This window comes from Azospirillum isscasi (assembly GCF_030849505.1).
GTDB classification, from domain to species: domain Bacteria; phylum Pseudomonadota; class Alphaproteobacteria; order Azospirillales; family Azospirillaceae; genus Azospirillum; species Azospirillum isscasi.
Map to the genome: position 1 here is coordinate 1 of NZ_JAUJFI010000058.1, position 24,240 is coordinate 24,240.

At 69.4% G+C, this 24,240-nt stretch carries 22 protein-coding genes; 17 read left to right on the forward strand and 5 right to left on the reverse strand.

What is annotated here, in order from left to right; all coding sequences use genetic code 11:
- The 3 genes from QSG27_RS13580 to cysE form a co-directional block, all read left to right on the forward strand.
- Nucleotides 1-1,877, forward strand: a 1,877-nt coding sequence (locus QSG27_RS13580) for a condensation domain-containing protein (RefSeq protein WP_306706992.1), incomplete at its 5' end; no start/stop codon positions are given.
- On the forward strand, nucleotides 1,874-3,526 hold the full coding sequence (locus tag QSG27_RS13585) for a cyclic peptide export ABC transporter (protein ID WP_306706994.1): 1,653 nt from the start codon (nucleotides 1,874-1,876) through the stop codon (nucleotides 3,524-3,526). The genes QSG27_RS13580 and QSG27_RS13585, both read left to right, overlap by 4 nt.
- 174 nt (nucleotides 3,527-3,700) lie before the next feature.
- A complete protein-coding gene (gene cysE, locus QSG27_RS13590; RefSeq protein WP_306706996.1) occupies nucleotides 3,701-4,555 on the forward strand; it encodes a serine O-acetyltransferase in 855 nt (284 codons plus the stop codon).
- Here cysE and QSG27_RS13595 read toward each other — a convergent pair.
- A complete protein-coding gene (locus tag QSG27_RS13595) occupies nucleotides 4,546-5,523 on the reverse strand; it encodes a LysR family transcriptional regulator (protein WP_306706998.1) in 978 nt (325 codons plus the stop codon). The genes cysE and QSG27_RS13595 overlap by 10 nt on opposite strands.
- A gap of 140 nt (nucleotides 5,524-5,663) precedes the next feature.
- Here QSG27_RS13595 and QSG27_RS13600 point away from each other — a divergent pair, with 140 nt between their 5' ends.
- The 8 genes from QSG27_RS13600 (at nucleotide 5,664) to QSG27_RS13635 (ending at nucleotide 14,419) form a co-directional block, all read left to right on the forward strand.
- Nucleotides 5,664-6,785, forward strand: coding sequence for an ABC transporter substrate-binding protein (locus QSG27_RS13600; protein ID WP_306707000.1), 1,122 nt, complete (start codon nucleotides 5,664-5,666; stop codon nucleotides 6,783-6,785).
- Between the two features lie 227 nt (nucleotides 6,786-7,012).
- Nucleotides 7,013-8,029 (forward strand): ABC transporter ATP-binding protein, encoded by a 1,017-nt coding sequence (locus QSG27_RS13605; protein WP_306707002.1) that lies wholly within the window; start codon nucleotides 7,013-7,015, stop codon nucleotides 8,027-8,029.
- Entirely contained in the window at nucleotides 8,026-8,880 is an 855-nt protein-coding gene (locus QSG27_RS13610; protein WP_306707004.1) for an ABC transporter permease, read from the forward strand. The genes QSG27_RS13605 and QSG27_RS13610 overlap by 4 nt, the downstream gene beginning before the upstream one ends.
- Complete coding sequence (locus QSG27_RS13615; protein WP_306707005.1) at nucleotides 8,880-9,680, forward strand: ABC transporter permease; 801 nt, start codon at nucleotides 8,880-8,882, stop codon at nucleotides 9,678-9,680. Before QSG27_RS13610 ends, QSG27_RS13615 begins: the two co-directional genes overlap by 1 nt.
- Nucleotides 9,681-9,731: 51 nt before the next feature.
- Nucleotides 9,732-10,787 carry an agmatinase gene (speB, locus tag QSG27_RS13620; protein WP_306707006.1) on the forward strand — a complete coding sequence of 352 codons (1,056 nt, stop codon included), beginning with the start codon at nucleotides 9,732-9,734 and terminating at the stop codon, nucleotides 10,785-10,787.
- 4 nt (nucleotides 10,788-10,791) lie between these two features.
- On the forward strand, nucleotides 10,792-11,598 hold the full coding sequence (locus QSG27_RS13625; protein ID WP_306707007.1) for a carbon-nitrogen hydrolase family protein: 807 nt from the start codon (nucleotides 10,792-10,794) through the stop codon (nucleotides 11,596-11,598).
- A 14-nt stretch (nucleotides 11,599-11,612) separates the two neighbouring features.
- Nucleotides 11,613-12,857, forward strand: a complete 1,245-nt coding sequence (locus QSG27_RS13630; protein WP_306707009.1) for a threonine ammonia-lyase — start codon at nucleotides 11,613-11,615, stop codon at nucleotides 12,855-12,857.
- A gap of 200 nt (nucleotides 12,858-13,057) precedes the next feature.
- Complete coding sequence (locus QSG27_RS13635; RefSeq protein WP_306707010.1) at nucleotides 13,058-14,419, forward strand: nucleobase:cation symporter-2 family protein; 1,362 nt, start codon at nucleotides 13,058-13,060, stop codon at nucleotides 14,417-14,419.
- A gap of 12 nt (nucleotides 14,420-14,431) precedes the next feature.
- Here the strand turns inward: QSG27_RS13635 and QSG27_RS13640 are convergent, their stop codons facing one another.
- From QSG27_RS13640 to QSG27_RS13650, 3 genes are all read right to left on the reverse strand, one after another.
- On the reverse strand, nucleotides 14,432-14,758 hold the full coding sequence (locus tag QSG27_RS13640; RefSeq protein ID WP_306707012.1) for a type II toxin-antitoxin system PemK/MazF family toxin: 327 nt from the start codon (nucleotides 14,756-14,758) through the stop codon (nucleotides 14,432-14,434).
- Nucleotides 14,755-14,976 (reverse strand): antitoxin MazE family protein, encoded by a 222-nt coding sequence (locus QSG27_RS13645; RefSeq protein ID WP_306707014.1) that lies wholly within the window; start codon nucleotides 14,974-14,976, stop codon nucleotides 14,755-14,757. Before QSG27_RS13645 ends, QSG27_RS13640 begins: the two co-directional genes overlap by 4 nt.
- Nucleotides 14,977-15,048: 72 nt before the next feature.
- Nucleotides 15,049-16,488: an aldehyde dehydrogenase family protein gene (locus QSG27_RS13650; RefSeq protein WP_306707016.1), complete on the reverse strand. Its 1,440-nt coding sequence runs from the start codon at nucleotides 16,486-16,488 to the stop codon at nucleotides 15,049-15,051.
- Between the two features lie 315 nt (nucleotides 16,489-16,803).
- Between QSG27_RS13650 and QSG27_RS13655 the strand changes: the two genes are divergently transcribed.
- The 6 genes from QSG27_RS13655 (at nucleotide 16,804) to argE (ending at nucleotide 23,687) form a co-directional block, all read left to right on the forward strand.
- Entirely contained in the window at nucleotides 16,804-18,420 is a 1,617-nt protein-coding gene (locus QSG27_RS13655) for an ABC transporter substrate-binding protein (RefSeq protein WP_306707018.1), read from the forward strand.
- Between the two features lie 187 nt (nucleotides 18,421-18,607).
- Nucleotides 18,608-19,585: an ABC transporter permease gene (locus QSG27_RS13660; RefSeq protein ID WP_306707020.1), complete on the forward strand. Its 978-nt coding sequence runs from the start codon at nucleotides 18,608-18,610 to the stop codon at nucleotides 19,583-19,585.
- Complete coding sequence (locus QSG27_RS13665) at nucleotides 19,582-20,487, forward strand: ABC transporter permease (protein ID WP_306707022.1); 906 nt, start codon at nucleotides 19,582-19,584, stop codon at nucleotides 20,485-20,487. The genes QSG27_RS13660 and QSG27_RS13665 overlap by 4 nt, the downstream gene beginning before the upstream one ends.
- Nucleotides 20,488-20,500: 13 nt before the next feature.
- Entirely contained in the window at nucleotides 20,501-21,490 is a 990-nt protein-coding gene (locus tag QSG27_RS13670; protein ID WP_306707024.1) for an ABC transporter ATP-binding protein, read from the forward strand.
- Nucleotides 21,487-22,494: an ABC transporter ATP-binding protein gene (locus tag QSG27_RS13675; protein WP_306707026.1), complete on the forward strand. Its 1,008-nt coding sequence runs from the start codon at nucleotides 21,487-21,489 to the stop codon at nucleotides 22,492-22,494. Before QSG27_RS13670 ends, QSG27_RS13675 begins: the two co-directional genes overlap by 4 nt.
- Nucleotides 22,491-23,687, forward strand: coding sequence for an acetylornithine deacetylase (gene argE / locus QSG27_RS13680; RefSeq protein WP_306707028.1), 1,197 nt, complete (start codon nucleotides 22,491-22,493; stop codon nucleotides 23,685-23,687). Before QSG27_RS13675 ends, argE begins: the two co-directional genes overlap by 4 nt.
- An 86-nt stretch (nucleotides 23,688-23,773) precedes the next feature.
- Here argE and QSG27_RS13685 read toward each other — a convergent pair whose 3' ends face one another.
- On the reverse strand, nucleotides 23,774-24,031 hold the full coding sequence (locus QSG27_RS13685; RefSeq protein ID WP_306707030.1) for a hypothetical protein: 258 nt from the start codon (nucleotides 24,029-24,031) through the stop codon (nucleotides 23,774-23,776).
- Between the last annotated feature and the right edge of the window lie 209 nt (nucleotides 24,032-24,240).

Here is a 24,240-nt window from a genome sequence, read left to right on the forward strand (position 1 = left end):
AGCGCAGCGGAGCGGCGGCGCAGGACGCCCTGCTGGCCGCCCTCGCCAGCGCCGCCACGCGGGTGCTGGGCGGCGATGCCCTGCTGGTGGATGTCGAAGGCCACGGGCGCGACGCCCCGGTGCCGGGGGTGGACCTGACCCGCACGGTGGGCTGGTTCACCACCATCGCCCCGGTGGTGCTGCCGGTCTCCGCCTCCCCCATGCGGACCCTGGCGGCGGCGAAGGCGGCGGTGGCGGCCCTGCCCGGGCGGGGTTTCTCCTATGGCGCCCTCCGCGCCCTGAATCCGCGGATGGGGGAAGCCCTGGCCGCGCTGGAGCCGGCGGAGATCGTGTTCAACTACCTCGGCCAGTGGGACCAGTCCTGGCCCACGGCTCTGCCGGTGCGCCCGGCGGCGGAATCCGAAGGACCCGGCTTCGCCCCCACCACCCCCCGCCCCTACCGGCTGGAGGTGGCCGCCCTGGTGATGGACGGCCAGTTGCGCATGGACTGGACCTGCGACCCGCGCCAGACCGACCCGGCGCTGGTGGAGCGGCTGGCCGACGCCTTCGCCGCGGCGCTGACCGGCCTCCTGGACGAAGACCCATTTTACCGTCTGGCGCCGCAGCAGGCGGCCATGCTGGCCCACGCCGCCGCCCGCCCGGACAGCGAAGCCTATGCCGTCCAGCTTGCCGCCACCCTGCCGGACGGGCTGGACGTGACAGCGTTCCAAGCCGCGTGGGACCGGGCGCTGTCCCGCCACGCCGCCTTGCGCGCCGCCTTCGGCCCCGGCCCGGGCGGCGTGCCGGAACAGCGCTTCCCCGACCGGGTTCAGGCGCCCTGGCGGCTGGAGGACTGGAGCGCGCTCGACCGCGCCGAGGCGGAGTCCCGCTTCGCCATGTGGCGGGAACAGGACCGCCACGCCGGCTTCGACCCCGCCGCGGCGCCGCTGATGCGCTTCACCCTGGTGCGGGTGACGGGGGGATACCGCTTCCTGTGGACCCACCATCATCTTTTGATGGACGGCTGGTCCTTGCCGCTTCTGCTGGAGGAGGTGGGGCGGGCCTACGATGGCCCCACCCCGGACGGGCCGGCCCCGGATGTCCGCGATTTCCTGTCCTGGCTGGACCGCCAGGACGCGGCGGCGGCGCGGGCCTTCTGGGCGGAGGAACTGGCCGGGTTGCCGCCCGCCGCGCTGTCCTGGCCGCCGGTCCCGCCGGATGCCCGGACCGGGCGCCGCTTCGCCGAAGCGGTGCGGACTCCGCCGCCCGCCTTGGGGGCCGCGCTGGCCGCCTTCGCCCGCCGCCACCGGCTGACCGTGCCGGTCCTGGTCATGGGGGCCTGGGCGCTGGTGCTGGGGCGGCGCTGCGGCAACGGCGACGTGGTGGGCGGCGACGTGGTGAGCGGCGACGTGGTGAGCGGCGAGGTGGTGTTCGGCGTGACCTCCGCCCTGCGTCCGCCGGAGCTGCCGGGGGTGGAGCGCATGATCGGCCCGCTGATCAACACCCTGCCCCTGCGCATCGGCGCTCCCGGCCCGCTGCCCCTGCCGGACTGGCTGAGCGGCGTCCAGCGGCGGCGCGCGGCGCAGACGGCCCACGCCCACCTTCCGCTTGCCGCGGTGGCCGAGGCCGCCGGGCTGGCGCCGGGACGGGCGCCTTTCGCCACCACCCTGCGCGTGCAGACCTACCCCGCCGGCAAGGACGGTGGGGCCTTGCGCTTCGCCGCCGTGGACATGACCGACCACTGGCATTATCCGCTGAATCTCGAGGTGGTGCCGGGTGAGGCGATGGTGGTGGCCGCCGGCTACGACACCGCCCTGCTTCCGGCCACCGCGGTGGAGGACATTCTGGACGACTTCCTGACCACGCTGGCCGCCGTCGCCGAGGGCCGGAACCCATGAGCGGCGAGAGGACCGGCGCCCCGCTGCTGCGCTTCCTGGGCATCACCCCCGGCGTGCGGCGCAAGATCCTGCTGGTGGCGGCGGCGTCGGGCGTTTCCAACGCCATGCTGCTGATGGTCACCAACACCGCCGCCGTCCAAGGCGGCGGCTTCTTCGATCTGGTGGCGTTCATCGGGCTGTTCGCGCTCTACGCCATCGGCTTCCGCGCCTGCTTCAACCGGGTAACCGTCCTGTTCGAGGACGCGGTGGAGCGCACCCGTCTGCGCATCGCGGGGAAGCTCCGGTCGCTGGACCTGATGGGGCTGAACCGGATGGACAGCACCGCCGTCTACAACCGGCTGACCCAGCAGACGGCGGTGATCTCCGACGCGGCGGGGGTGCTGGCGGCGTCGCTGCAATCGGCGGCGCTGGTGGTGTTCACCGCCGCCTATCTGGCCAGCGTGTCGCTTCCGGCCTTCGTCCTGGCGGTGCTGGTGATCGGCGGCGGGCTGCTGGCCTATTTCCGCCGCTCCGCCGAGGTGAACGCCCGCATGCGCGAGGCGTCGGCCCATGAAATGGCCTTCTTCGACAGCATCGGCGACCTGATCGGCGGCTTCAAGGAGCTGAAGCTGAACCAGGGCCGCAGCGACGCCCTGATGGCCCGCATCGCGGAAGCCGCCACCGCCGTGCGGGGCCTGCGCATCCGCACCGCCGACCTGTTCAACGCCAACTACATCTTCGCCTACAGTCTGTTCTATGCCCTGCTGGGCGTGCTGGTCTTCATCGGCCCGCAATACCAGCCGGGGTCCGGGGCCGACATCATGCGGCTGACGGCCATCGTGCTGTTCGTCATCGGCCCGACCTCCACCGTGGTGGCCGGCATTCCCGCCTGGGCCAAGGCGACCATGGCCGCCGGTGACATTCACGGCTTGGAAGCCGAACTGGACCGTCTGACGCGGCACCCCCAGCCGGAGACCCCGCCGGAAACTCCATCGCCGGCGCCCGCTCCGGCCTTCTCCACCATCGAATTGCGCGGCGTGGATTTCCAGTACCGCGGCGGCGCCGAAACCTTCGAGGTCGGCCCGCTGGACCTGACCATCGACCGCGGCGAGATCCTGTTCATCACCGGCGGCAACGGCAGCGGCAAGAGCACGCTGTTGAAGCTGCTCTGCGCGCTCTACCACCCCGATGCGGGGCAGATCCTGCTGGACGGGCGCCCGGTGGGGCCGGAGGGGGTGCCGGCCTACCGCGCCCTGTTCTCCGCCATCTTCACGGATTTCTACCTGTTCAGGACGCTGGACGGCGCCGACGCCATCGACCCGGCGACGGTGGATTCGCTGCTCCAGCTCATGCGCATCGACGGCAAGACGCGGTTCGAGGAACAGCGCTTCAGCACGCTGGATCTCTCCACCGGCCAGCGCAAGCGGCTGGCGCTGGTCGTGGCGCTGCTGGAGAACCGCCCGGTGATGATCTTCGACGAATGGGCCGCCGACCAGGACCCGGAATTCCGCCGCTATTTCTACGAAACCCTGCTGCCCAGCCTGAAGAGGCAGGGCAAGACGGTGATCGCCGTCACCCACGACGAGCATTTCCTGCACCACGCCGACCGGCTGGTGAAAATGGAGTATGGGCGGATCGAACCCTATCGCCTGCACAGCCATGCCGAATGACGACCGGAATTTTCACGGTGTTGAATTGTACAAGATTTCGTGGTGACCCTGCATTTCCCGCAACATGGCTCCCCTTCCGAATTGCGGCGTGCTAGGCTTCCGTCCGGTCTGTTGAAGGCCCCATGACCGGACTCTCATGACCGGACCGGTCGGGAACACCAGGACATCCACGCCATGAACCACATCGTCGCCCCCTGCCGTCAGGAACAGGACCGCCCGGAGTCCACTTTTCTGGAAGGGGTGGACGGCATGTGGGCCATGCTGCGCGCCGAGGCGGAGGGCGTCGTCGTCAAGGAACCCTGGCTGCGTCCCTTCATCGACACCGCCATCCTGCTGCACCATGATTTCCCGTCGGCGCTGGGCAGCATCCTCGCGCGCAAGCTGGGCGATTCATACATCTCCGCGGACCAGCTCGCGATGCTGGTGCGCTCGGCGGTCACCGACGCGCCCTGCATCGTGGAGGAAGCCTGCTCCGACCTTCAGGCCATCTGCACGCGCGACCCGGCGGCGGACAACTGCCTGACGCCGTTCCTCTATTACAAGGGCTTCCACGCGCTGGAATGGCACCGCATCGGCCACTGGCTGTGGCGGCACGACCGGCACGACCTTGCCCATTTCCTGCAAAGCCGGGTGTCTGAGGTGTTCGCGGTGGACATCCACCCGGCGGTCCCGGTCGGGCGCGGCGTCTTCATCGACCACGGCACCGGCGTGGTGATCGGCGAGACCGCGGTGGTCGGCAACGACGTGTCGATCCTCCAGGAGGTCACGCTGGGCGGCACCGGCAAGGAGCATGGCGACCGCCACCCGAAGGTGCGCGACGGCGTTCTGCTGTCCGCCGGGGCCAAGATCCTCGGCAACATCGAAATCGGCAGCCGCGCCAAGGTCGGCGCGGGCAGCGTCGTGCTGAAGGACGTGCCGCCCTGCGCCACGGTGGTGGGCGTTCCGGCGCGGATCGTCGGCTGGTGCCGCGACACGGTGCCGGCGCTCGCCATGGACCAGACCGTGCCGGAGCCGGAATATCACATCTGACGGGTTGGGCCGGGCCGGAACTCCGGCGCGGTCATCTCCTCCCGCGTGAGCGCGATGAACAGGTCCACCACCGGGCTCTTGGAGCGGTTGGCGTCGAAGGCCACCTGGAACGGCGCCTGATAGGACAGCACCTTCGGCAGCAGCACCCGCAGCCGCCCCGCCTTGACGTAGGGCGCCGCGTAATGGTCCGGCAGATAGCCGAGATAGGCCCCGGACAGGATCAGCCGCGCCGCCCCCTCCATGTCGCTGACCGTCGCCTTGGGCGTTGAAATGGCGAAGATCTTCAGGTCGCGCGATCCCCAATAGCTGCGCGCCACCAGCCGGTAGCGGCGGATCTCGTCCAGGTCGATGGCCTCGTCCGGCTGGGCGAACAGCGGATGCCCGTCGGCCACGCAGAAGTGGATCGTCTCGTTGTAGAGATCCTGATAGGACAGGCTGGGCACGATGCGCGGGAAACTGGCGATGGCGAGCTGGAGCTGCCCGCCGATGACGTCGCGCAGAAGCTCGTTCGGCGGGCGCACGTTGATGAGCAGGGACACCTCCGGCGCCGCCTCCGTGAAGCGGGCGAAGACGCGCTCCAGCGGGGCGCGCGGGTCGGTCAGCGTGTTGTCCACCAGCCCGACCGCCAGCATGCCGGTCAGCCGCTCGCGCAGGCCGCGCACCCGCCCGCGGAACCGCTCCAGCGTGTCGAACACGCGGCGCGCCTCGTCATAGACCGCCTGCCCTTCCGGGGTGAGCTGGAATCCCGACCGCCCGCGCCGGCACAGCCGCAGGCCCAGCCGTGTTTCCAGATCGGCAAAATGGGTGGAGATGGTGGACAGCGACAGGTTCAGTTCGCTCTGCGCCGCACTGAAACCGCCGGCCTCCACGATGGTCATGAACAACCGCAACAGGCGCAGATCCACGGTTTCAAGCTGGATCATCGCCATGGCCCCACCCTCCCCGGCGCCGTCCGGCGGGTCCGTCACCCGCGATACTTCGGCTCCTGTCGAAGTAAGATACAAAACTTTCTGATTTTCGGGCAACGGCGCCGGGCGTCTAATGACCGCAGGCCGCAATGCTGGCCTCACGAACAGATAAGCTCGTCCGCAAGGAAAGGTCGCACTCCATGAACGAGACGACGGGTAAACAGGGACTTCACGCCGCAATGACCGGCGGCATCGGCCGGCGCACCGTCCTGGCCGGTGCGGGGGCGCTGGCCGCGGTGGCCGCCATCGGATTTCCGAACATCGTCCGCGCCCAGTCGAAGACGCTGAAGGTCGGCGTGTACGGCGGCTATTTCAAAGAGTCCTTCGAAAAGCACATCTTCCCGGAATTCTCCAAGGCCACCGGCATCACCGTCGAGGCGGTGGCCGAGCCGACCGGCGAGGCGTGGCTGGTCCAGCTCGAACAGGCGGCCCGCGCCCGTCAGGCCCCCGCCGACGTCTCCATGATGTCGCAGGTGGCGATGCTGAAGGGGGCGGCGGCGGAGCTGTGGGCGCCCTTCGACCTGTCGAAGATCCCCAACGCCGCCAAGGTCGTCCCGCACCTCGTCAACAAATATCCGGACGGCAAGGTCAGCGGCATCGGTGCGGTGTCCTGGTACATCACGCTGGTCACCAACACCAAGAGCTACCCGCAGGCCCCGCAGAGCTGGGCGGCCCTGTGGGACCCGGCGAACAAGGACAAGCTCGGCCTGCTGGCGCTGGTCAGCAACAGCTTCCTTCTGGAAGTCACGGCGGCGACCTTCTTCGGCGGCACCAAGCATCTCGACAGCGAGCAGGGTCAGCTCGACTGCTTCAAGAAGCTGGCGGAGCTGAAGTCCAACGTGAAGCTCTGGTACCGCGACGAGGCGCAGTTCGAAGCCTCGCTGAAGTCCGGCGAGATCCCGATGGGCCAGTATTACCACGACGTGACCGGCCTTGCCGCCGCGGACGGGCAGCCGGTGCGCTCGACCTTCCCGAAGGAGGGCGGCATCCTCGACTCGGGAAGCTGGGCGGTCACCCGCGCCTCCAAGGCCGGCGACCTCGCGCATGTCTTCGTGGACTACATGTGCCAGCCGTCGATCCAGGCCCTGCTGTCGCGCAAGGTCGGCACCGCCCCGACCATCGACCGCAAGCTGACCGACCTGACGGACCAGGAGTTCGCCGCGGTGTCCTCCGACATCCCGCCGATCATCCCGCGCTACGACCTGTACCAGAGCAAGTCCGACTGGCTGAACCAGAAGTGGACGGAGATGATCGTCGGGTGAGTGATCCTCCCTCTCCCGTCCCGGGAGAGGGAGGGGCCCGCCGCCCTGCGGCGGGAGGGTGAGGGTACAGGCAAAGATCAGCGCGTCAATTCCCGGCGGCACCCTCACCCGCCCGCTGCGCGGGCACCCTCTCCCGGGGCGGGAGAGGGGATGAACCGTTTCCATCAGAACAAAGCCATCCCATGTCAGCCCTTGTCCTCGACGGTCTCACCAAACGATACGGTCCCGTGACCGCGGTGCACGGCGCGTCGCTGCGCATCCCGCACGGGCAATTCGTCTGCCTGCTCGGCCCGTCCGGCTGCGGGAAGACGACGCTTCTGCGCATGATCGCCGGTCTGGAGGACCCCTCCGGCGGGCGGCTGCTGATCGACGGGCGCGACATCACCACGGCCCCCGCCCACACGCGGGAATTCGGCATGGTGTTCCAGTCGCTGGCCCTCTTCCCGCACCTGACGGCGGGGGAGAACATCGCCTACCCCCTGCGCATCCGCGGCGCCGCGAAGGCCGAGCAGCGCAAGCGCGCCGACGAGTTGCTGGAGCTGGTCCGCCTGCCCGGCGTGGCCGACCGGCCCGTCTCCAAGCTGTCCGGCGGGCAGCGGCAGCGCGTCGCCATCGCCCGCGCGCTGGCCCTGTCGCCCAAACTGTTCCTGCTGGACGAGCCGCTGTCGGCGCTCGACGCCAAGCTGCGCGAGGCCATGCAGATCGAGCTGAAGCAGCTTCAGCAGCGGCTGGGAATCACCACCATCGTCGTCACCCACGACCAGCGGGAGGCGATGACCATGGCCGACCTCGTGGTGGTGATGTCGCAGGGCCGCATCCATCAGGCCGCCCCGCCGATGGAGGTCTACCGCCAGCCCGCCGACGCCTTCGTCGCCGACTTCATCGGCATGACCAACCTGCTGGAGGGCGAGATCACCGCCCACGGCGCCGTCGCGGTGCCCGGCGGACGGCTGCATCTGCCGAACCTGCCGCCGTCCGGCCCCGTCCTGCTGTCCGTCCGTCCGGAGGACGTGATCGTCCACCCCGCGGGGCTGGACGGGCCGAACCGGCTGGACGGCACGCTGTCCTTCATGCGCGACCTCGGCGCCAGCGTGGAGTTCCGCATCGACGTGGCCGGGCGGGAGATCGTCGCCCTGACGCGGCCGCAGGACCGCCCGCCGGTCGCCCCCGGCGGCGCCCTGTCGGTGGAGTTCCCCCCGGCGGCCTGCGTCGTGCTGCCCCCGATGGCGGAGCGCCCGCAATGATCCGCCGCGCCCCCCGCGGTCTGGCGGAGCACGCGCCGATCCTGTTCCCGGCGCTGATGCTGGTGGTCTTCTTCGTCATCCCCTTCAGCCTGATGATCGCGGTCAGCGTCTTCCGGCGCGTGCCCGGCGGCTTCTACGAGCCGGACCTCGTGTTCGCGAATTACGAGCGGTTCCTGACGGCCTTCTTCGGCGGGGTGATGTCCTTCTCGCTGGGGCTGGCGGCGCTGGTCGCGGCGCTGGCGGTGGGCATCGCCTTCCCCTTCACCTACCGGCTGGTGAGGCTGTCCCGCGGGGCGCAGATCCGCTGGCTGGTCTTCCTGCTGTCGATCCTGTCGCTGTCGGAAGTCATCATCGGCTTCGCCTGGTCCACCCTGCTCTCGCGCACCGCGGGCATCACCAACCTGTTCGTGGCGCTGGGCCTGATGGCCGAGCCGCAATCGCTCAGCCCCAGCTTCGGCGCGCTGCTGGCCGGGCTGGTCTACCAAGCCTTTCCCTACACGGTGCTGGTGCTCTACCCGGCGCTGGCCCGCCTCGACCCCTATCTGGAGGAGGCGGCGCGCACGCTCGGCTCCTCGCCGCTGCGGGCCTTCTTCACGGTGGTGGTTCCGGCGCTGCGCAACACCATCGTCGCCACAACGATCATGGTGTTCGTCTTCGCGCTCGGCTCCTACCTGCTGCCGCAGCTTCTGGGGCGGCCCCAGCACTGGACGCTGTCGGTGCTCATCACCGATCAGGCGATCTACCAGTCGAACATGCCCTTCGCGGCGGCCATGGCCGTCTTCCTGGTGCTGGTCAGCCTCGCGCTCGTCGGGCTGGCGCTGCTCGCCGGGCGGCGGGAGGAGACAGCCTGATGCTGATGCGCACGCTGAATTCCCTGGCCGCCGGCCTGATCGCGCTGGTCCTGTCGGCGCCCATCCTGGTGGTGGCCGGCGTCTCGGTGAACGAGAAGAAGTCGCTGACCTTCCCGCCGCAGGGCTTCTCGCTGTCCTGGTACGCGGAGGTCTTCACCGATCCCGGCTGGCGCGGCGCGCTCGTCACCAGCCTCGTCGTCGCCACCCTGTCGGCGGCGCTGGCGGTGCTGATCGCCTTTCCGCTGGCCTGGTTCCTGTGGCGCTGGCGGGCGCCCTGGGCGCGGGCGTTCGAGGTGCTGGGCATGACGCCCTTCATCCTGCCGCCGGTCATCACCGCCCTGGGTTTCCTCAGCTTCTGGGCGGCGGTCGGCGAGTACGGGTCGCCCTGGACGGTGGTGGTCAGCCACGCGGTGTTCTTCGTGACGCTGCCGCTGGTCACGCTGTCGCTGGGTTTCGGGGCGGTGGACCGCTCCTATGTGGAGGCGGCGGCGACCATGGGGGCCGACGACCGGACGGTGCTGCGCACGGTGGTGATGCCGCTGGTGCGGCCCTACGTGATCTCCGGCTTCGCCTTCGCCTTCGTGCTGTCGCTGAACGAGTACATCGTGGCCTACATGGTGGTCGGCTTCACGCTGGAAACGCTGCCCATCAAGATCTTCAACGCGCTCCGCTACGGCTACACGCCGACCATGGCCGCCGTGACGGTGCTGTTCGTGTCGCTGACCGCCCTGGTCTTCGGGCTGATCGCGTGGTTCGGCGACCTGCCCCGCCTGCTCGGCGCCTGGGCGAAGAACGACTGACCTCCAGGAACGACTGACAACCCCTCTCCTTTTTTCAAAGAGATCCGGACGATGATCGACCCTCAGAAGCTTGATCGTTTGCGTACGAAGTACAGCGGCTCCGGCGGCGACGACTTCCACGATGCGGAGTTCAAGCGGGTGGCCGCCCTCCAGTTCTCCGGCGGCAAGCGGGTGCAGCCCTTCGCCGGGGTGTCCACCCTGCTCGACGCCCCCTACCGCCCCGACGCGGCGGAGGCCGCGGATTTCGGCGGGTTGGACATCGCGCTGATCGGCGTGCCGATGGACCTGGGCGTCACCAACCGGGCCGGCGCCCGCCTCGGCCCGCGCGCCGTGCGTGGGATGGAGCGCATCGGCCCCTACGAGCACGCCCTGCGCATGGTCCCGGCGGCCTCCTGCAAACTGGCCGACGTGGGCGACGTGCCGCTGTCCAGCCGCTTCAGCCTGGAGGCGTGCCACGGCGACATCCTGGCCTTCTACAACCGCGTCATGGACGCGGGCGTCGTCCCGCTGTCGGTGGGCGGCGATCATTCCATCACCTATTCGATCCTCAAGGCGCTGGGCCGCGGGCGTCCGGTGGGCATGATCCATTTCGACGCCCATTGCGACACCGGCGGCCCCTACGAGGGCGCCAAGTTCCACCATGGCGGCCCCTTCCGGCAGGCGGTGCTGGACGGCGTGCTGGACCCGGAACGCACGGTGCAGATCGGCATCCGCGGCAGCACCGAGTATCTGTGGGAGTTCTCCTACGACAGCGGCATGACCGTGATCCACGCGGAGGACATCCCCGAGCGCGGCATCGCCAGCGTCATCGAGACGGCGCGCAAGGTGGTGGGCGACGGGCCGGTCTATGTCTCCTTCGACGTGGATTGCCTGGACCCGGTCTTCGCCCCCGGCACCGGCACGCCGGAGGTCGGCGGCCTGACCACGCGGGAGGCCCTGGCGATCCTGCGCGGGCTGGATGGGCTGGACGTGATCGGCGGCGACGTGGTGGAGGTGGCGCCCCAGTACGACGCCACGACCAACACCGCCCACGCGGGCGCGCAAATGCTGTTCGAAATCCTCTGCCTGTCGGTGCGCGCCCTCGCCAAGCGCCGGGGCCAGGGCTGACGCCATGCGGCTGACCCTGCTCCAGGCGGACGCGGAGCCCGGTGCGCCGCACCGCAACCTCGACCGTCTGGAACAGGCGGCGGCGGAGGCGGCGGGGCGCGGCTCCGCCCTGCTGGTTGGGCCGGAAATGGGCCTGACCGGCTACGACATCGGCGCGGAGTCCGTGCGCGCCCTGGCCGAGCCGGCGGACGGGCCGATGGCCGCGCGGGTGGCGGACATCGCCCGGCGGCACGGCATCGCGCTGCTCTACGGCTATCCGGAGCGTGGAGAGGACGGGGCGGTCCACAACGCCGCGCAACTGATCGGGGCGGACGGGCGGCCCCTGCTGAACCAGCGCAAGGCGCACCTGTACGGCGATCTCGACCGGGAGTCCTTCGCGCCGGGCGGCGACGCCTTCCCGACCGCGGTGGTCGGCGGGATGCGGGTCGGCGTGGCCGTCTGCTACGACCTGGAGTTTCCGGAGCTGGTGCGCCGCCATGCGCTGGCCGGGGTGGACGCGCTGCTGGTGCCCACCGCGCTGATGGCGCCCTACGAGATCGTCGCCACCACCATCGTCCCGGCCCGCGCCTTCGAGAACGGCATCTTCGTCGCCTACGCCAACCGCTGCGGGCGGGAGGGGGCGTTGCGCTATTGCGGCCTCAGCAGCGTGGCGGCGCCGGACGGCTCGGTGCTGGCGCGGGCGGGTGATGGCGAGGCGCTGCTGACCGTGGATCTCGACCCGGCGTTGCGCAGCGTCGGCACGCATCTGGCGGACCGCCGGCCGGACCTGTACGGTGCGGTCTCCAGCGCCGCCGCGAAGGGCGGTTTGTAGAGGAAGTTCAGGACATGCCGGTCACCATCGACGACATCCACGCCGCCGCCGAGCGGCTGGCCGGGCGCATCAGCCGCACGCCCTTCCTGCGGTCGGAAACCCTGTCGCAGATCACCGGCGCCGAGGTCTGGGTCAAGCTGGAGAATCTCCAGTTCACGGCTTCCTTCAAGGAGCGCGGGGCGGCCAACCGGCTGCTGCACCTGACGGCGGCGGAGCGGCAGGCCGGGGTGATCGCCATGTCCGCCGGCAACCACGCCCAGGCCGTGGCCTACCACGCGAAGAAGCTGGGCATCGCGGCGACCATCGTCATGCCGCGCTTCACCCCCTTCGTGAAGGTCAAGCGCACCCGCTACCACGGCGCCACCGTGATCCTGGAAGGCGACACCCTGGCCGAGGCCGCGGCCTTCGCCCACGATCTCGCCAAACGCGACGGTCTGGTCTTCGTCCATCCCTACGACGACGACGCGGTGATCGCCGGCCAGGGCACCGTGGTTCTGGAGATGCTGGCGGAGGTGCCGGACCTCGACGTGCTCGCCATTCCGGTGGGCGGCGGCGGACTGGCCGCCGGAGCCGCCGTGGCCGCCCGCGCGCTGCGGCCCGGCCTGGAGGTGGTCGGGGTGGAGGTGGAGACCTACCCCGCCGCGGCGCAGCGCCTCGCCGGTCAGCCGGTCAAGGTCGGCGGCCCGACCGTGGCGGAGGGCATCGCCGTGCGCGACGTCGGCGACCGGCCCATCGACATCCTGAAGCAGCACGGCTGCGACGTGGTTCTGGTGCCCGAGGCGGTGATCGAACGGGCCATCGCCATGCTGATCGAAGTGGAGAAGACCGTGGCCGAGGGCGCCGGGGCCGCCGGTCTGGCCGCCCTGCTCTTCCATCCCGGGCGCTTCCGGGGCAAGCGGGTGGGCCTCATCGTGTCGGGCGGCAACATCGACACGCGGACGCTGGCCAACGTGCTGATGCGCGGCTTCGCCCGCGACGGGCGGCTGTTGAACCTGGAGATCGACGTGGCCGACCAGCCCGGTGCGCTGGCCCAGGTGACCCGCATCGTGGCGGAATGCGGCGGCAACATCATCGACGTGCAGCACCAGCGCCTGTTCGGCGCCTTCTCCGTCAAGTCCGCCGAGGTCGCCCTGCTGATCGAGGTGGAGGACGAGGGCCACGGCGACCGCATCGGCGACGCCCTGCGCGGCGCCGGCCTGCCCGTCCGCAAGGCGCTGGTGGCCGAGGCGGTGCAGCCGCTGTCAAGCGCGCGGCCCTGACCCCGAAACCCTTCGCTCACGGCGGAATAGCCCTCTCCCCCTGGGGAGAGGGGGCACGTCTGCCCATTGATTGCGCACCCTCTCCATGTGCCGCCGCCTTTCGCGGCACATCCGGGCGGGGCGCCCCCCGATCCTCCGCCCCGCCGGTTGTGGCACGGGCCGTGCACTTCGCGCCTGTTCATTCGCGGAGGTCATGGATCATGTCGTCGGTGGAAACCCCAACCACAACCCATCCGGTTGACGAGAAGCTTCCGCTGCTGCGCCTGCTGGCGCTGGGCATGCAGCATGTGATGGTGATGTATGCGGGCGCCATCGCCGTGCCGCTCATCATCGGCGGCGCGCTGAAGCTGCCCAAGGACCAGATCGCCCTGCTGATCAACGCCGACCTGTTCGCCTGCGGCATCGTCACGCTGATCCAGACGCTGGGCTTCTGGAAGTTCGGCATCCGCCTGCCGGTGATGATGGGCGTCACCTTCGCCGCGGTCGGGCCGATGGTCGCCATGGCGGGGAACCCGTCGCTGGGGCTTCTCGGCATCTACGGCGCGGTGATCGGGGCCGGGGTCTTCGCCACGCTGGCCGCCCCGCTGGTCGGGCGCCTGCTGCCCCTGTTCCCGCCGGTGGTGACGGGCACGGTCATCGCCATCATCGGCATCTCGCTGATGCGGGTGGGCATCACCTGGGCCGGCGGCGGGGCCGGGAACCCCAATTTCGGCGACCCGCTCTATCTCGGCATCGCGCTGTTCGTGCTGGCGGTGATCCTGCTGGTGACCAAGTACGCCAAGGGCTTCTGGGCCAACATCTCGGTCCTGCTGGGCATCGTCGCGGGCTTCGCCCTGACCATGGCGCTGGGGCTGGTCAGCTTCGACGGGGTGGGGCAGGCCAAGTGGGTGGACGTGATCCACCCCTTCCAGTTCGGCATGCCGGTCTTCGAGTTCTGGTCGATCCTGACCATGTCGCTGGTGATGATCGTCGTGATGATCGAATCCACCGGCATGTTCCTGGCGGTGGGCGAGATGGTGGGCCGCCCGGTGACCCCGGACCAGTTGACCCGCGGCCTGCGCACGGACGGGCTGGGCACGCTGATCGGCGGCGTCTTCAACACCTTTCCCTACACCTCCTTCTCGCAGAATGTCGGGCTGGTCGGGATCACCGGGGTGCGCAGCCGCTGGGTCTGCGTGGCCGGCGGCGTCATCCTGGTCGCCTTCGGCCTGTTCCCGAAGCTGGCGCACGTCGTCGCCTCCGTCCCCACCTATGTGCTGGGCGGGGCCGGGCTGGTGATGTTCGGCATGGTCGCGGCCACCGGCATCAAGATCCTGGCGAAGGTCGATTACGCGGCCAACCGCGGCAACATCTACGTCGTCGCCATCAGCATCAGCCTGGGCATGGTGCCGCTGGTCGCCGACAAGATCTTCCAGAAGATGCCGCCCTTCCTGTCGCCGCTGTTGCACAGCGGCATCCTTCTGGGCACCGTCGCGGCGGTTCTGCTGAACCTGTTCTTCAACGGGCTGGGCAAGGCCGACGCGAAGGCGTTCGTCGCCGCCGCCAAGACCGCGGAGGCGTGAGACACGGGTCCGTCACGCGATGCCGAGGAAGACCGCCAGCGAGGCGCTGATGCGCCTCATGTCGGCTTCCGGCAGGCATCCGAAGATTTTGCCGACGCGCGCGCGGCGGATGGTGGCGATCTTGTCGATCTGCACCCAGGACCGCGTGCGCAGCCCGTTCATCTCGTCGGGCTCCAGCATCGGGCGAAGGATGGCGGCCTCCGTCTCCTCACCCGTGATGAGACACACCGTGACGCTGTCCATCGCATCGAACAGGTCGGACTGGATGACGACCGCCGGACGCGCCTTGCGCTCGTAATCGCCATTCTGCACGATGGTCACGAGGTCGCCACGTTTCACGGAGCGTCCTCACCGAACACGTCGTCTTCGATGGATTCCAGGAAGTCCAGGCTGCCGTCCCGGCGGTCCGCCGCGTTGACGGCGAGACTCTGGCGCCGCGCCTCCTCCCGGAAGCCGGCGGCGCGGGTGTCGGGCACCCAGATCTGGACCGGGCGCAGCCCCTGGGCGCGGAGATGATCGCGATGCCGCCGGACCCGGCTGCGGACAGGCTGAACCATTTCCCCTCCTCGCGCTGCGTTACATGCAACGTAAGACGAAGAGGGGTAATGGCAAGATCGGCGCCAGATGCCTTACGCCGCCGGCTCGCTGCCGTAGACGGACTTGGTTTCCAGGAATTCCTCGAACCCGGCCTCGCCCCATTCGCGCCCGATGCCGGACTGCTTGTAACCGCCGAAGGGAGCCGCGAGGTCGATGGACGAGCCGTTCAGATGCACCATGCCGGTGCGCAGCCGCCTCGCCACCGCCCGCGCCTCGTCCACCGTGCCGGCGTAGACGTAGCCGGACAGGCCGTAGAGCGAGTCGTTGGCGCTGCGGATCGCCTCCTCCAGATCCTCATAGGGGCGGATGGTCAGGACCGGGCCGAAGATCTCCTCGCGCATGATGGTCATGCCGTCGGTGGCGCGGCTGAAGACGGTGGGCTTGGCGTAGAAACCGCGCTCCAGCCCGTCCGGACGGCCCGGACCGCCGCACAGCAGGCTGGCGCCTTCTGCGATGCCGGCCTCGATCAGACGCTGCACCCGCTCGTACTGGCGCCGGTTGGCGATGGGACCGACGCCGGTGCGGTCGCCGCGCGGGTCGCCCACCACCAGACGGGCGCAGACCTGGGCGGCGATCTTTTCCACCTCGTCCAGACGGGAGGCCGGGACATACATGCGCGACGGCGCGTTGCAGCTCTGCCCGGTGTTGGACATCATCGACCGCACGCCGTGGGTCACCGCCTTGGTCAGGTCGGCGCTCTCGCAGATGATGTTGGCGGACTTGCCGCCCAGCTCCAGAGACACGCGCTTGATGCTGTCGGCGGCGTTGTGGGAGACCGAGGCGCCGGCGCGGGTGGAGCCGGTCAGCGACACCATGTCCACCAGCGGGTGCGAGGCCAGCACCGGCCCGACCAGCGCGCCGTCGCCATAGAACATGTTGAAGACGCCCGCCGGAACGCCGGCCTCGTGCAGGATCTCGGCGAAGATCCAGGCCGAATAGGGGGCGAACTCGCTGGGCTTCAGCACCATCGTGCAGCCGGTGGCCAGCGCCGGGGCGACCTTGCAGGCGATCTGGTTGATCGGCCAGTTCCAGGGCGTGATCATGGCGCAGACGCCCACCGGCTCGCGCAGGATGCGGGTGGTGCCGCGGGTGCGCTCGAACGGGTAGTCGCGGGCGGCCTCCAGGGCCGTCTTGAAATGGGCCAGCCCCATGAAGGCCTGGGCCGGCTTGGACAGCGCCGCCAGGGGGGCGCCCATCTCCTCGGTGATGGCGTCGGCCACGTCGTCCATGCGCTTCTCGAACAGCGCGCAGATGCCGGCGAGCAGCTCCAGCCGCTCGTTCAGGGGGGTGCGGGAAAAGCCGTCGAAGGCGGCGTGGGCCGCCGCCACCGCGCGCTGCGCGTCCTCCGGCCCGCCGAGCGCCACGGTGCCCGACACCTGCTCCGTCGCCGGGTTCAACACCTCCATCACGGAGGCGCCCGCCGCGGGTTCGGTCCAGGCGCCGCCGATGTAGAAGGATTGGCAGGTCTTCATCTCTAATCCCCTCGCTCTCTTGTCGTTGGCGTTTTCGGGTGAAACGATCCTGCCCCTTCCGAAGCCGTTTGCCAAAGCTTTCCCGCCCGCCGAACCGGATAGGGCAGCAATCCGGACCATGTTGACAGGCAAAAGGTTTCACGGTCTGATTGTTGAATACAAACGTGCCGCCGCCACCACACGGCGAGCCAAGCGACAAGAACCGGGCCGCGCGAACGGCGGTCCAAGGGCGTGGGAGCCTGCTTCACGGGTACAGACTGACCATACAAAACAGGGGGACGAGGGATGGCCTTGCGTGATCGGCGTCTTGCAGACGTGCTGTGTTCCGGAACCTTCAAACCGCTTCTTCCCGCGGTCGCTGCCCTGGCCCTGCTGGCCGCCGTACCGGCGCCGTCGCAGGCCGCGACCCTGACGGTCGGCACCTCGGCGGAGCCGAGCGCGCTGGACCCCCACTACCACAATCTCGGCCCCAACACGCGCGCCCGCAAGCATGTGTTCGAGTCGCTGGTCAGCATGGACGCCAAGATGCGGCTCCAGCCCGAACTGGCGGAGAGCTGGCGCGCCGTCGACGAGACGACCTGGGAATTCAAGCTGCGCAAGGGCGTGAAATTCCACGACGGCAGCGACTTCACCGCGCAGGATTTCGTCTACACGGTCTGCCGCATCCCGAACGTCGCCAACAGCCCGTCCTCCTTCACCGTCTACACCAAGGGCATCGCGGCCATCGAGACGCCGGACCCGCACACCATCCTCGTCAAGACCGGCAAGCCCTACCCGCTGCTGCCGATGGAGCTGTCCACCTTCGGCATCATCTCCGCCAAGGCGGCGGGCGGCACGGCGGTGACCTTCGACAAGGCGGGCTGCAAGGCCGATTCCTGGCCGACCACGCAGGCTTTCAACGACGGCTCGCTGATGATCGGCACCGGGCCGTTCAAGCACAAGTCCTACACCAAGGGCGACCGGCAGGTGCTGGAACGCAACCCCGGTTACTGGGGTCCGCAGCCGGCCTGGGACACGGTGGTCTTCCGCCCGATCACCAGCGACGGGCCGCGCGTCGCCGCCCTGCTGGCGGGCGACGTGGACCTGATCGAATCGCCGCCGGTGCAGGACATCGAGCGGCTGAAGTCCGCCCCCAACGTCGCCCTGGCCCAGGCCCAGTCGAACCGCGTGATCTATCTGGCGCTGGGCGTGCAGGACACCCCGCCGACCATCACCGGCACCGACGGCAAGAACCCGCTGAAGGACCCGCGGGTGCGCAAGGCGCTGTCGCTGGCGGTGGACCGCGACGCCATCGTGAAGCGCATCATGTTGGGCGTGGCGGAGCCGGCGAACCAATATCTCCCCGCCGGATTCTACGGCAACAACCCGGAGGTCACCGTCGCCACCGACGCCAACAAGGCGAAGCAACTGCTGGCCGAGGCCGGTTACCCGAAGGGCTTCCAGCTCACGCTCGGCACGCCGAACGACCGCTACATCAACGACGACAAGGTGGCCCAGGCGGTCGCCCAGATGTTCACCCGCATCGGCGTGCAGACCCAGGTGGACGCGACCACCGCCAACGTCTTCTTCTCCAAGCGCAACAAGCAGGAATACAGCGTCTTCCTGGCCGGCTGGGGGGCGGATTCGGGCGAGATGTCCTCGCCGCTGAAGGCGCTGATCGCCACGCCGATCAAGGAAAAGGGCTACGGCACCACCAACTACACCAGCTATTCCGACCCGGAGCTGGACGGGATGCTGGACACGGCGCTGGCGACGGTGGACGACGCGAAGCGGGAGAAGCTGCTCCAGGCCGCGGTGAAGCGGGCGATGGACGCCGACATCATCATCCCCCTGCATTACGAGGTGACCGTCTGGGCGATGAAGAAGGGGCTGAGCTACGAGCCGCGCGCCGACCAGTACACGCTGGCGCAGAAGGTGACCCCCGCGAAGTGAGCCCCATATCCCTCTCCCGCCCCGGGAGAGGGTGCCCGCATAGCGGGCGGGTGAGGGTCGCTCGAGGATCAAGAAACCTATCCTCGGCGGTACCCTCACCCTCCCGCCGCCATGCGGCGGGCCCCTCCCTCTCCCGGGGCGGGAGAGCGGACTTCTCCGATCCGTCCACCCGCGGGGTAAAGGCTGCATGCTTGTGTTCATCCTCCGGCGGCTGGCGCAGAGCGCGGTCGTCGTCGTGGCGATGTCGGTGCTGGTCTTCGCCGGCATCTTCGCCATCGGCAACCCCATCGACGTCCTCATCAGCCCCGAGGCCGACGAGATCGAGCGCGCCGCCGCCATCGCGCGGCTGGGGCTCGACCGGCCCATGCACGAACAGTTCATGCGCTTTGTGGACGGGGCGCTCGGCGGCGATCTCGGCACCAGCTTCGTGCATGGGGTGCCGGCGCTCGGCCTCGTGCTCCAGCGATTTCCGGCGACGCTGGAGCTGGCGCTCTGCGCCATGCTGGTGGCGGTGGTGCTGGGCATCCCGCTGGGGCTGTGGGCCGGGCTGAAGCCCGACTCCATGGCCGGGCGCGTCATCATGACCGGCTCCATCCTGGGTTTCTCGCTGCCCACCTTCTGGGTGGGCATGATGCTCATCATGGCCTTCGCGGTGACGCTGGGCTGGCTGCCGGCGGGCGGGCGCGGCGAGACGGCCAGCCTGTTCGGCGTCCAATGGAGCGTCCTGACCGCGGACGGGCTGGCGCATCTGATCCTGCCCGCCGTCAATCTCGCCCTGTTCAAGCTGTCGCTGGTCATCCGTCTGGCCCGCGCCGGCACGCGGGAGGTCGCCTTGCAGGACTATGTGAAGTTCGCCCGCGCCAAGGGGCTGGCGCCCGCGCGGATCGTCGGGGTGCACATCCTGAAGAACATCATGATCCCGGTGGTCACCGTCCTGGGGCTGGAGCTGGGCAGCGTCATCGCCTTCTCGGTGGTCACGGAATCGGTCTTCGCCTGGCCGGGCATGGGCAAGCTGCTGATCGACAGCATCCTTCAGCTCGACCGGCCCGTGGTGATCGCCTATCTGCTGGTCACGGTGCTGCTGTTCGTGGTCATCAACCTGATCGTCGATCTGGTCTATTCGCTGCTCGACCCGCGCATCCGGCTGGGCGGGGGGCGGGCATGAGCGTGGCCGCCACCAAGGAATCCCCGGCGGTCGAGACGCCCTTCCTGCGGCTGGCGCGGGAGTTCGCGCGGTCGCGCACGGCGCTGGCCGGGCTGGCGGTGCTGGTGCTGATCGTGCTGGCCGCCCTGTTCGCCCGCTGGGTGGTGCCGCAGGACCCCTACGACCTCGCCCAACTGGACATTCTCGACAGCATGATGGCGCCGGGAACCCTGGGCGGCGGAGGCTGGACCTATTGGCTGGGCACCGACGACCAGGGGCGCGACATGCTGTCGGCCATCGTCTTCGGCCTGCGCACCAGCCTGCTGGTCGGGGTCGTCGCCACGCTGATCGCGCTCGCCGTCGGGGTGGCGGTCGGGCTGCTGGCCGCCTATGCGGGAGACCGGGTGGACGGGCTGGTCATGCGGCTGGTGGACATCCAGCTTTCCTTTCCGGCCATCCTGATCGCGCTGATCCTGCTGGCCCTGCTGGGCAAGGGGGTGGACAAGGTGATCGTCGCGCTGGCCGCCGTGCAGTGGGCCTATTACGCGCGGACCATCCGCGGCTCCGCCCTGGTGGAACGGCGCAAGGAGTACATCGAGGCCGCGCAGTGCCTGGCATTGCCCCACCGGCGGATCATGATGCGCCACCTGCTGCCCAACTGCCTGCCGCCGCTGATCGTGGTGGCGACGGTGCAGGTCGCCCACGCCATTGCGCTGGAGGCGACGCTGAGCTTCCTCGGCGTCGGCGTGCCGGTGACCCAGCCGTCGCTGGGGATGCTGATCGCGTCGGGCTACCAATACATGCTGTCGGGCGATTACTGGATCAGCCTGTTCCCCGGCCTGGCCCTGCTGGTCACCATCGTGGCGATCAATCTGGTGGGGGACCGGCTGCGCGACGTCCTCAACCCGCGGCTCAACCATTGAAGGGGGCAACGCAATGACCGAACCCCTGCTGCGCGTGGACGGGTTGAGGACCCATTTCCTCACCCGCGCCGGCACCGTGAAGGCGGTGGACGGGGTCAGCCTGCACCTCGCCCGCGGAGAGATCCTGGGGCTGGTCGGCGAATCCGGCTCCGGCAAATCGGTGACCGGGCAATCCATCCTCGGACTCGTCGATCCGCCGGGGCGGGTGGTCGGCGGGCGGGTGCTGTTCAAGGGCGAGGATCTGGTGACCGCCGGGGAGAAGCGGCTGCGCGCCATCCGCGGGCGGCGCATCGCCATGATCTTCCAGGACCCGATGATGACCCTGAACCCGGTGCTGAGCATCGGCACCCAGATGGTCGAGGCCGTGCAGGCCCATGAGAAAGTCAGCCGGGCGGAGGCGTGGGAGCGTTCGCGCCGGGCGCTGGCCCGCGTCGGCATCGCCTCGCCCGACGAGCGGCTGGCCGCCTACCCGCATCAGTTCTCCGGCGGCATGCGCCAGCGCGTGGCCATCGCCATCGCGCTGCTGCATTCCCCCGACCTGATCATCGCCGACGAGCCGACGACCGCGCTCGACGTCACCATCCAGGCCCAGATCCTGTTCGAGGTGCAGACGCTCTGCCGCGAGACGGGGACGGCGCTGATCTGGGTGACCCACGACCTCGCCGTCGTGTCGGCGCTGGCCGACCGGGTGGCGGTGATGTATGCGGGCCGGGTGGTGGAGACCGGCACGGTGGCGGAGATCATCGGCAGCCCGCGCCACCCCTACACCCGCGGCCTGCTGGAGTCGGTGCCCAGCCGCAACCGGCGCGGCGTGCCGCTGCGCTCGATCCCCGGCATGACGCCCTCCATCCTCGACCTGCCGGAGGGCTGCGCCTTCCGCCCGCGCTGCGACCGGACGACCGGCGCCTGCGCCGTGATGCCCGAACTGGCCGGGGAGCGCGGGGACCGGGCCTGGCGCTGCTGGAACCCCGTCGGCGCCGAAGTGCGGGGAGACGCCGCATGACCGCACCCCCCATCGTCGAACTGAACGGGCTGACCAAGCGCTTTTCCCGCAAGCTGGACGTGGTGGAGCGCTTCGCCCGCCGGCTGGGAGCGGCCATCGACGACCGGGCGGTGCAGGCGGTCAGCGGCGTGGACCTGTCCATCGCGGAGGGCGAGGTGGTCGGGCTGGTCGGCGAATCCGGCTGCGGCAAGAGCACGCTGGGCCGCATGGTCGCCGGAATCCTGCCGCCGAGCGCGGGCGTCCTCCGCTGGCGCGGCACCGATATGCGGAAGCTGTCCCCGGCGGACCGCCACCGCGCCAACCTGAAGATCCAGATGGTCTTCCAGGACCCGATGGCCTCCCTCAACCCGCGCCTGCGCGTCGCCGACATCGTCGGGGAGGCGCCGGTGGTCCACGGGCTGGTGCCGCGGCGGCAGGCGGAGGAGTATGTGGCCGCGACCCTGCGGCAGGTCGGGCTGGACCCCGCCTATCTGCGGCGCTACCCGCACCAGTTCTCCGGCGGGCAGAGGCAGCGCATCGGCATCGCCCGCGCGCTGGCGGTGAAGCCGGACGTCCTGGTCTGCGACGAGTCGGTGGCGGCGCTGGACGTGTCGATCCAGGCGCAGATCATCAATCTGTTCATGCGCCTGCGCGAGGAGCTGTCGCTCACCTATCTCTTCATCAGCCACGACCTGGGCGTCGTGGAACACATTTCCGACCGCACCGCGATCATGTATCTTGGACGGATCGTGGAGTTGGCCCCGACACCGGAGCTGTTCGACAAACCCAACCATCCCTATGCCAAGGCGCTGTTGGACGAGGCGCCGCGCGTGTCCGTGGAGAAGCGGCGATTCGCGCCGATCCGCGGAGAGATTCCATCGCCCCTCGACCCGCCTGCGGGCTGCGCCTTTCACCCGCGCTGCCCGCACGCGATGCCACGCTGTTCGGCGGAACGCCCGGCCCTGCGCGAGATCGCGCCCCGCCGCTGGTCCGCCTGCCATCTGAACGAAACCACAGGTCCATGATGCCCGCATCCGATCCCGCCGGCCCTTCCGCGTGCAGCCCGCGCACGCTGGAGCTGCTGCGCGACCTGATCGCCTTCGACACGACCAGCCGCAATTCCAACCTCGACCTGATCCACCACATCCGCGATTATCTGGCGGCGCTGGGGGTGCCCAGCACGCTGGTGTTCAACGAGGACCGGACCAAGGCCAACCTCTACGCCACCATCGGCCCGGCGGACCGCGGCGGCGTCTGCCTGTCCGGCCACACCGACGTGGTGCCGGTGGACGACCAGGATTGGGCGAGCGATCCCTTCACCCTGACGGAGCGCGACGGGAAGCTGTTCGGGCGCGGCACGGCGGACATGAAGGGCTTCGTCGCGGCGGCGCTGGCCATGGCGCCGGACTTCCTGGCCGCCAACCTGACGACGCCGATCCATTACGCCTTCTCTTATGACGAGGAGCTGGGCTGCATCGGCGTTCCCGGCCTGCTGAACCAGCTTGCCGGGATGGCGGTGAAGCCGCGCCTGTGCATCGTCGGGGAGCCGACGCGGATGCGGGTGATCGTCGGCCACAAGGGCAAGGTGTCGATGCGCTGCCGCGTCCACGGCCACGCCTGCCACTCCTCGCTCGCCCCGCAGGGGGTGAACGCGGTGGAATACGCGGCGGAGCTGGTCTCCTTCCTGCGCGGCATGGGCCGCCGCTTCGCCGAACACGGGCCGTTCGACCACGACTACGACGTGCCCTACACCACGGTGCACACCGGGGTGATGGAGGGCGGCACGGCCCGCAACATCGTCCCCTCCGACGCCTCCTTCGAGTTCGAGATCCGGCATCTGGCCGATCACCCCGTGGCCCCGATGCTGAAGGAACTGCGCGACTTCGCGAAGACCCTGGAACCGGAGATGCGCGCCGTCCGTCATGATGCCGGATTCTCCTGGGAAACGCTGTCGGACAGCCCGGCGCTGGACACCCCGCCGGACTCGGAGGAAGTGACGCTGGTGAAGAACCTCGCGGAGCAGAACAGCCACGGCAAGGTGGCCTTCGGCACGGAGGGCGCGCTGTTCACCAGCATCGCCAACATCCCCGCGGTGGTCTGCGGCCCCGGCGACATCGAGCAGGCCCACAAGCCCGACGAGTATGTGGAGCTGAGCGAACTCGCCCGCGCCGAGCGTTTCCTGCACCGGCTGAAGGACGCGGCGCAGAAGGGCCTGTAACCAAAGGGCCTGTAACGCAGAAGGGCCGGAGCGTCGCCGCTCCGGCCCCCTATTCAAACGTCCGTCAGACCGTTGCGCTTCGCCGGTCAGTGGACCTCCACACTGACGATGGCCGGCAGGGTGCGCAGGAAGTTCACACCCGTGTCGGTCGCCTCGACGACAAGGTGACCGCAGCGGTCGTGCCCGCGCAGGCGGGCCTCCGCGCCCATGCCGGCGGTGCGGAGCACCTCCGACAGGTCGGACACCGCGGTGCGGACCCAGGCCCTATGCTCGGCCATGCTTTTGTACGCTGTTGCTTCCGACTGATTCAGGGTGACGGTAAAGGTGTGCAGCTCGATGGTCATAAGAGCTCCGGAATGAACCGATTGTTCTGGGACAAGCTCAGTTTTTGACGCTGTTCGAGCATCCGCTCCGCCCCAACCGGACGGCGTATCGAGAACAAGGCTGGAAAGGGACGTGCGGACACTTGCCGGTTGGCGGATAAAGCCGGGGATCAGCCGATCGGCGAAAAGGGTCCCTTTCGATTTGGGGAGCAAACAAACCGTAGTGTAAC

Excerpts from the sequence above, each read along its gene's own strand:
- QSG27_RS13630 (WP_306707009.1), top strand. The coding sequence starts at position 11,613 with ATGCCGGTCACCATCGACGACATCCACGCCGCCGCCGAGCGGCTGGCC.
- QSG27_RS13685 (WP_306707030.1), bottom strand. The coding sequence starts at position 24,031 with ATGACCATCGAGCTGCACACCTTTACCGTCACCCTGAATCAGTCGGAA.
- QSG27_RS13675 (WP_306707026.1), top strand. The coding sequence starts at position 21,487 with ATGACCGCACCCCCCATCGTCGAACTGAACGGGCTGACCAAGCGCTTT.
- argE (WP_306707028.1), top strand. The coding sequence starts at position 22,491 with ATGATGCCCGCATCCGATCCCGCCGGCCCTTCCGCGTGCAGCCCGCGC.
- QSG27_RS13650 (WP_306707016.1), bottom strand. The coding sequence starts at position 16,488 with ATGAAGACCTGCCAATCCTTCTACATCGGCGGCGCCTGGACCGAACCC.
- QSG27_RS13645 (WP_306707014.1), bottom strand. The coding sequence starts at position 14,976 with ATGGTTCAGCCTGTCCGCAGCCGGGTCCGGCGGCATCGCGATCATCTC.
- QSG27_RS13615 (WP_306707005.1), top strand. The coding sequence starts at position 8,880 with ATGCTGATGCGCACGCTGAATTCCCTGGCCGCCGGCCTGATCGCGCTG.
- QSG27_RS13670 (WP_306707024.1), top strand. The coding sequence starts at position 20,501 with ATGACCGAACCCCTGCTGCGCGTGGACGGGTTGAGGACCCATTTCCTC.
- cysE (WP_306706996.1), top strand. The coding sequence starts at position 3,701 with ATGAACCACATCGTCGCCCCCTGCCGTCAGGAACAGGACCGCCCGGAG.
- QSG27_RS13625 (WP_306707007.1), top strand. The coding sequence starts at position 10,792 with ATGCGGCTGACCCTGCTCCAGGCGGACGCGGAGCCCGGTGCGCCGCAC.
- speB (WP_306707006.1), top strand. The coding sequence starts at position 9,732 with ATGATCGACCCTCAGAAGCTTGATCGTTTGCGTACGAAGTACAGCGGC.
- QSG27_RS13585 (WP_306706994.1), top strand. The coding sequence starts at position 1,874 with ATGAGCGGCGAGAGGACCGGCGCCCCGCTGCTGCGCTTCCTGGGCATC.
- QSG27_RS13600 (WP_306707000.1), top strand. The coding sequence starts at position 5,664 with ATGAACGAGACGACGGGTAAACAGGGACTTCACGCCGCAATGACCGGC.
- QSG27_RS13665 (WP_306707022.1), top strand. The coding sequence starts at position 19,582 with ATGAGCGTGGCCGCCACCAAGGAATCCCCGGCGGTCGAGACGCCCTTC.
- QSG27_RS13635 (WP_306707010.1), top strand. The coding sequence starts at position 13,058 with ATGTCGTCGGTGGAAACCCCAACCACAACCCATCCGGTTGACGAGAAG.
- QSG27_RS13660 (WP_306707020.1), top strand. The coding sequence starts at position 18,608 with ATGCTTGTGTTCATCCTCCGGCGGCTGGCGCAGAGCGCGGTCGTCGTC.
- QSG27_RS13610 (WP_306707004.1), top strand. The coding sequence starts at position 8,026 with ATGATCCGCCGCGCCCCCCGCGGTCTGGCGGAGCACGCGCCGATCCTG.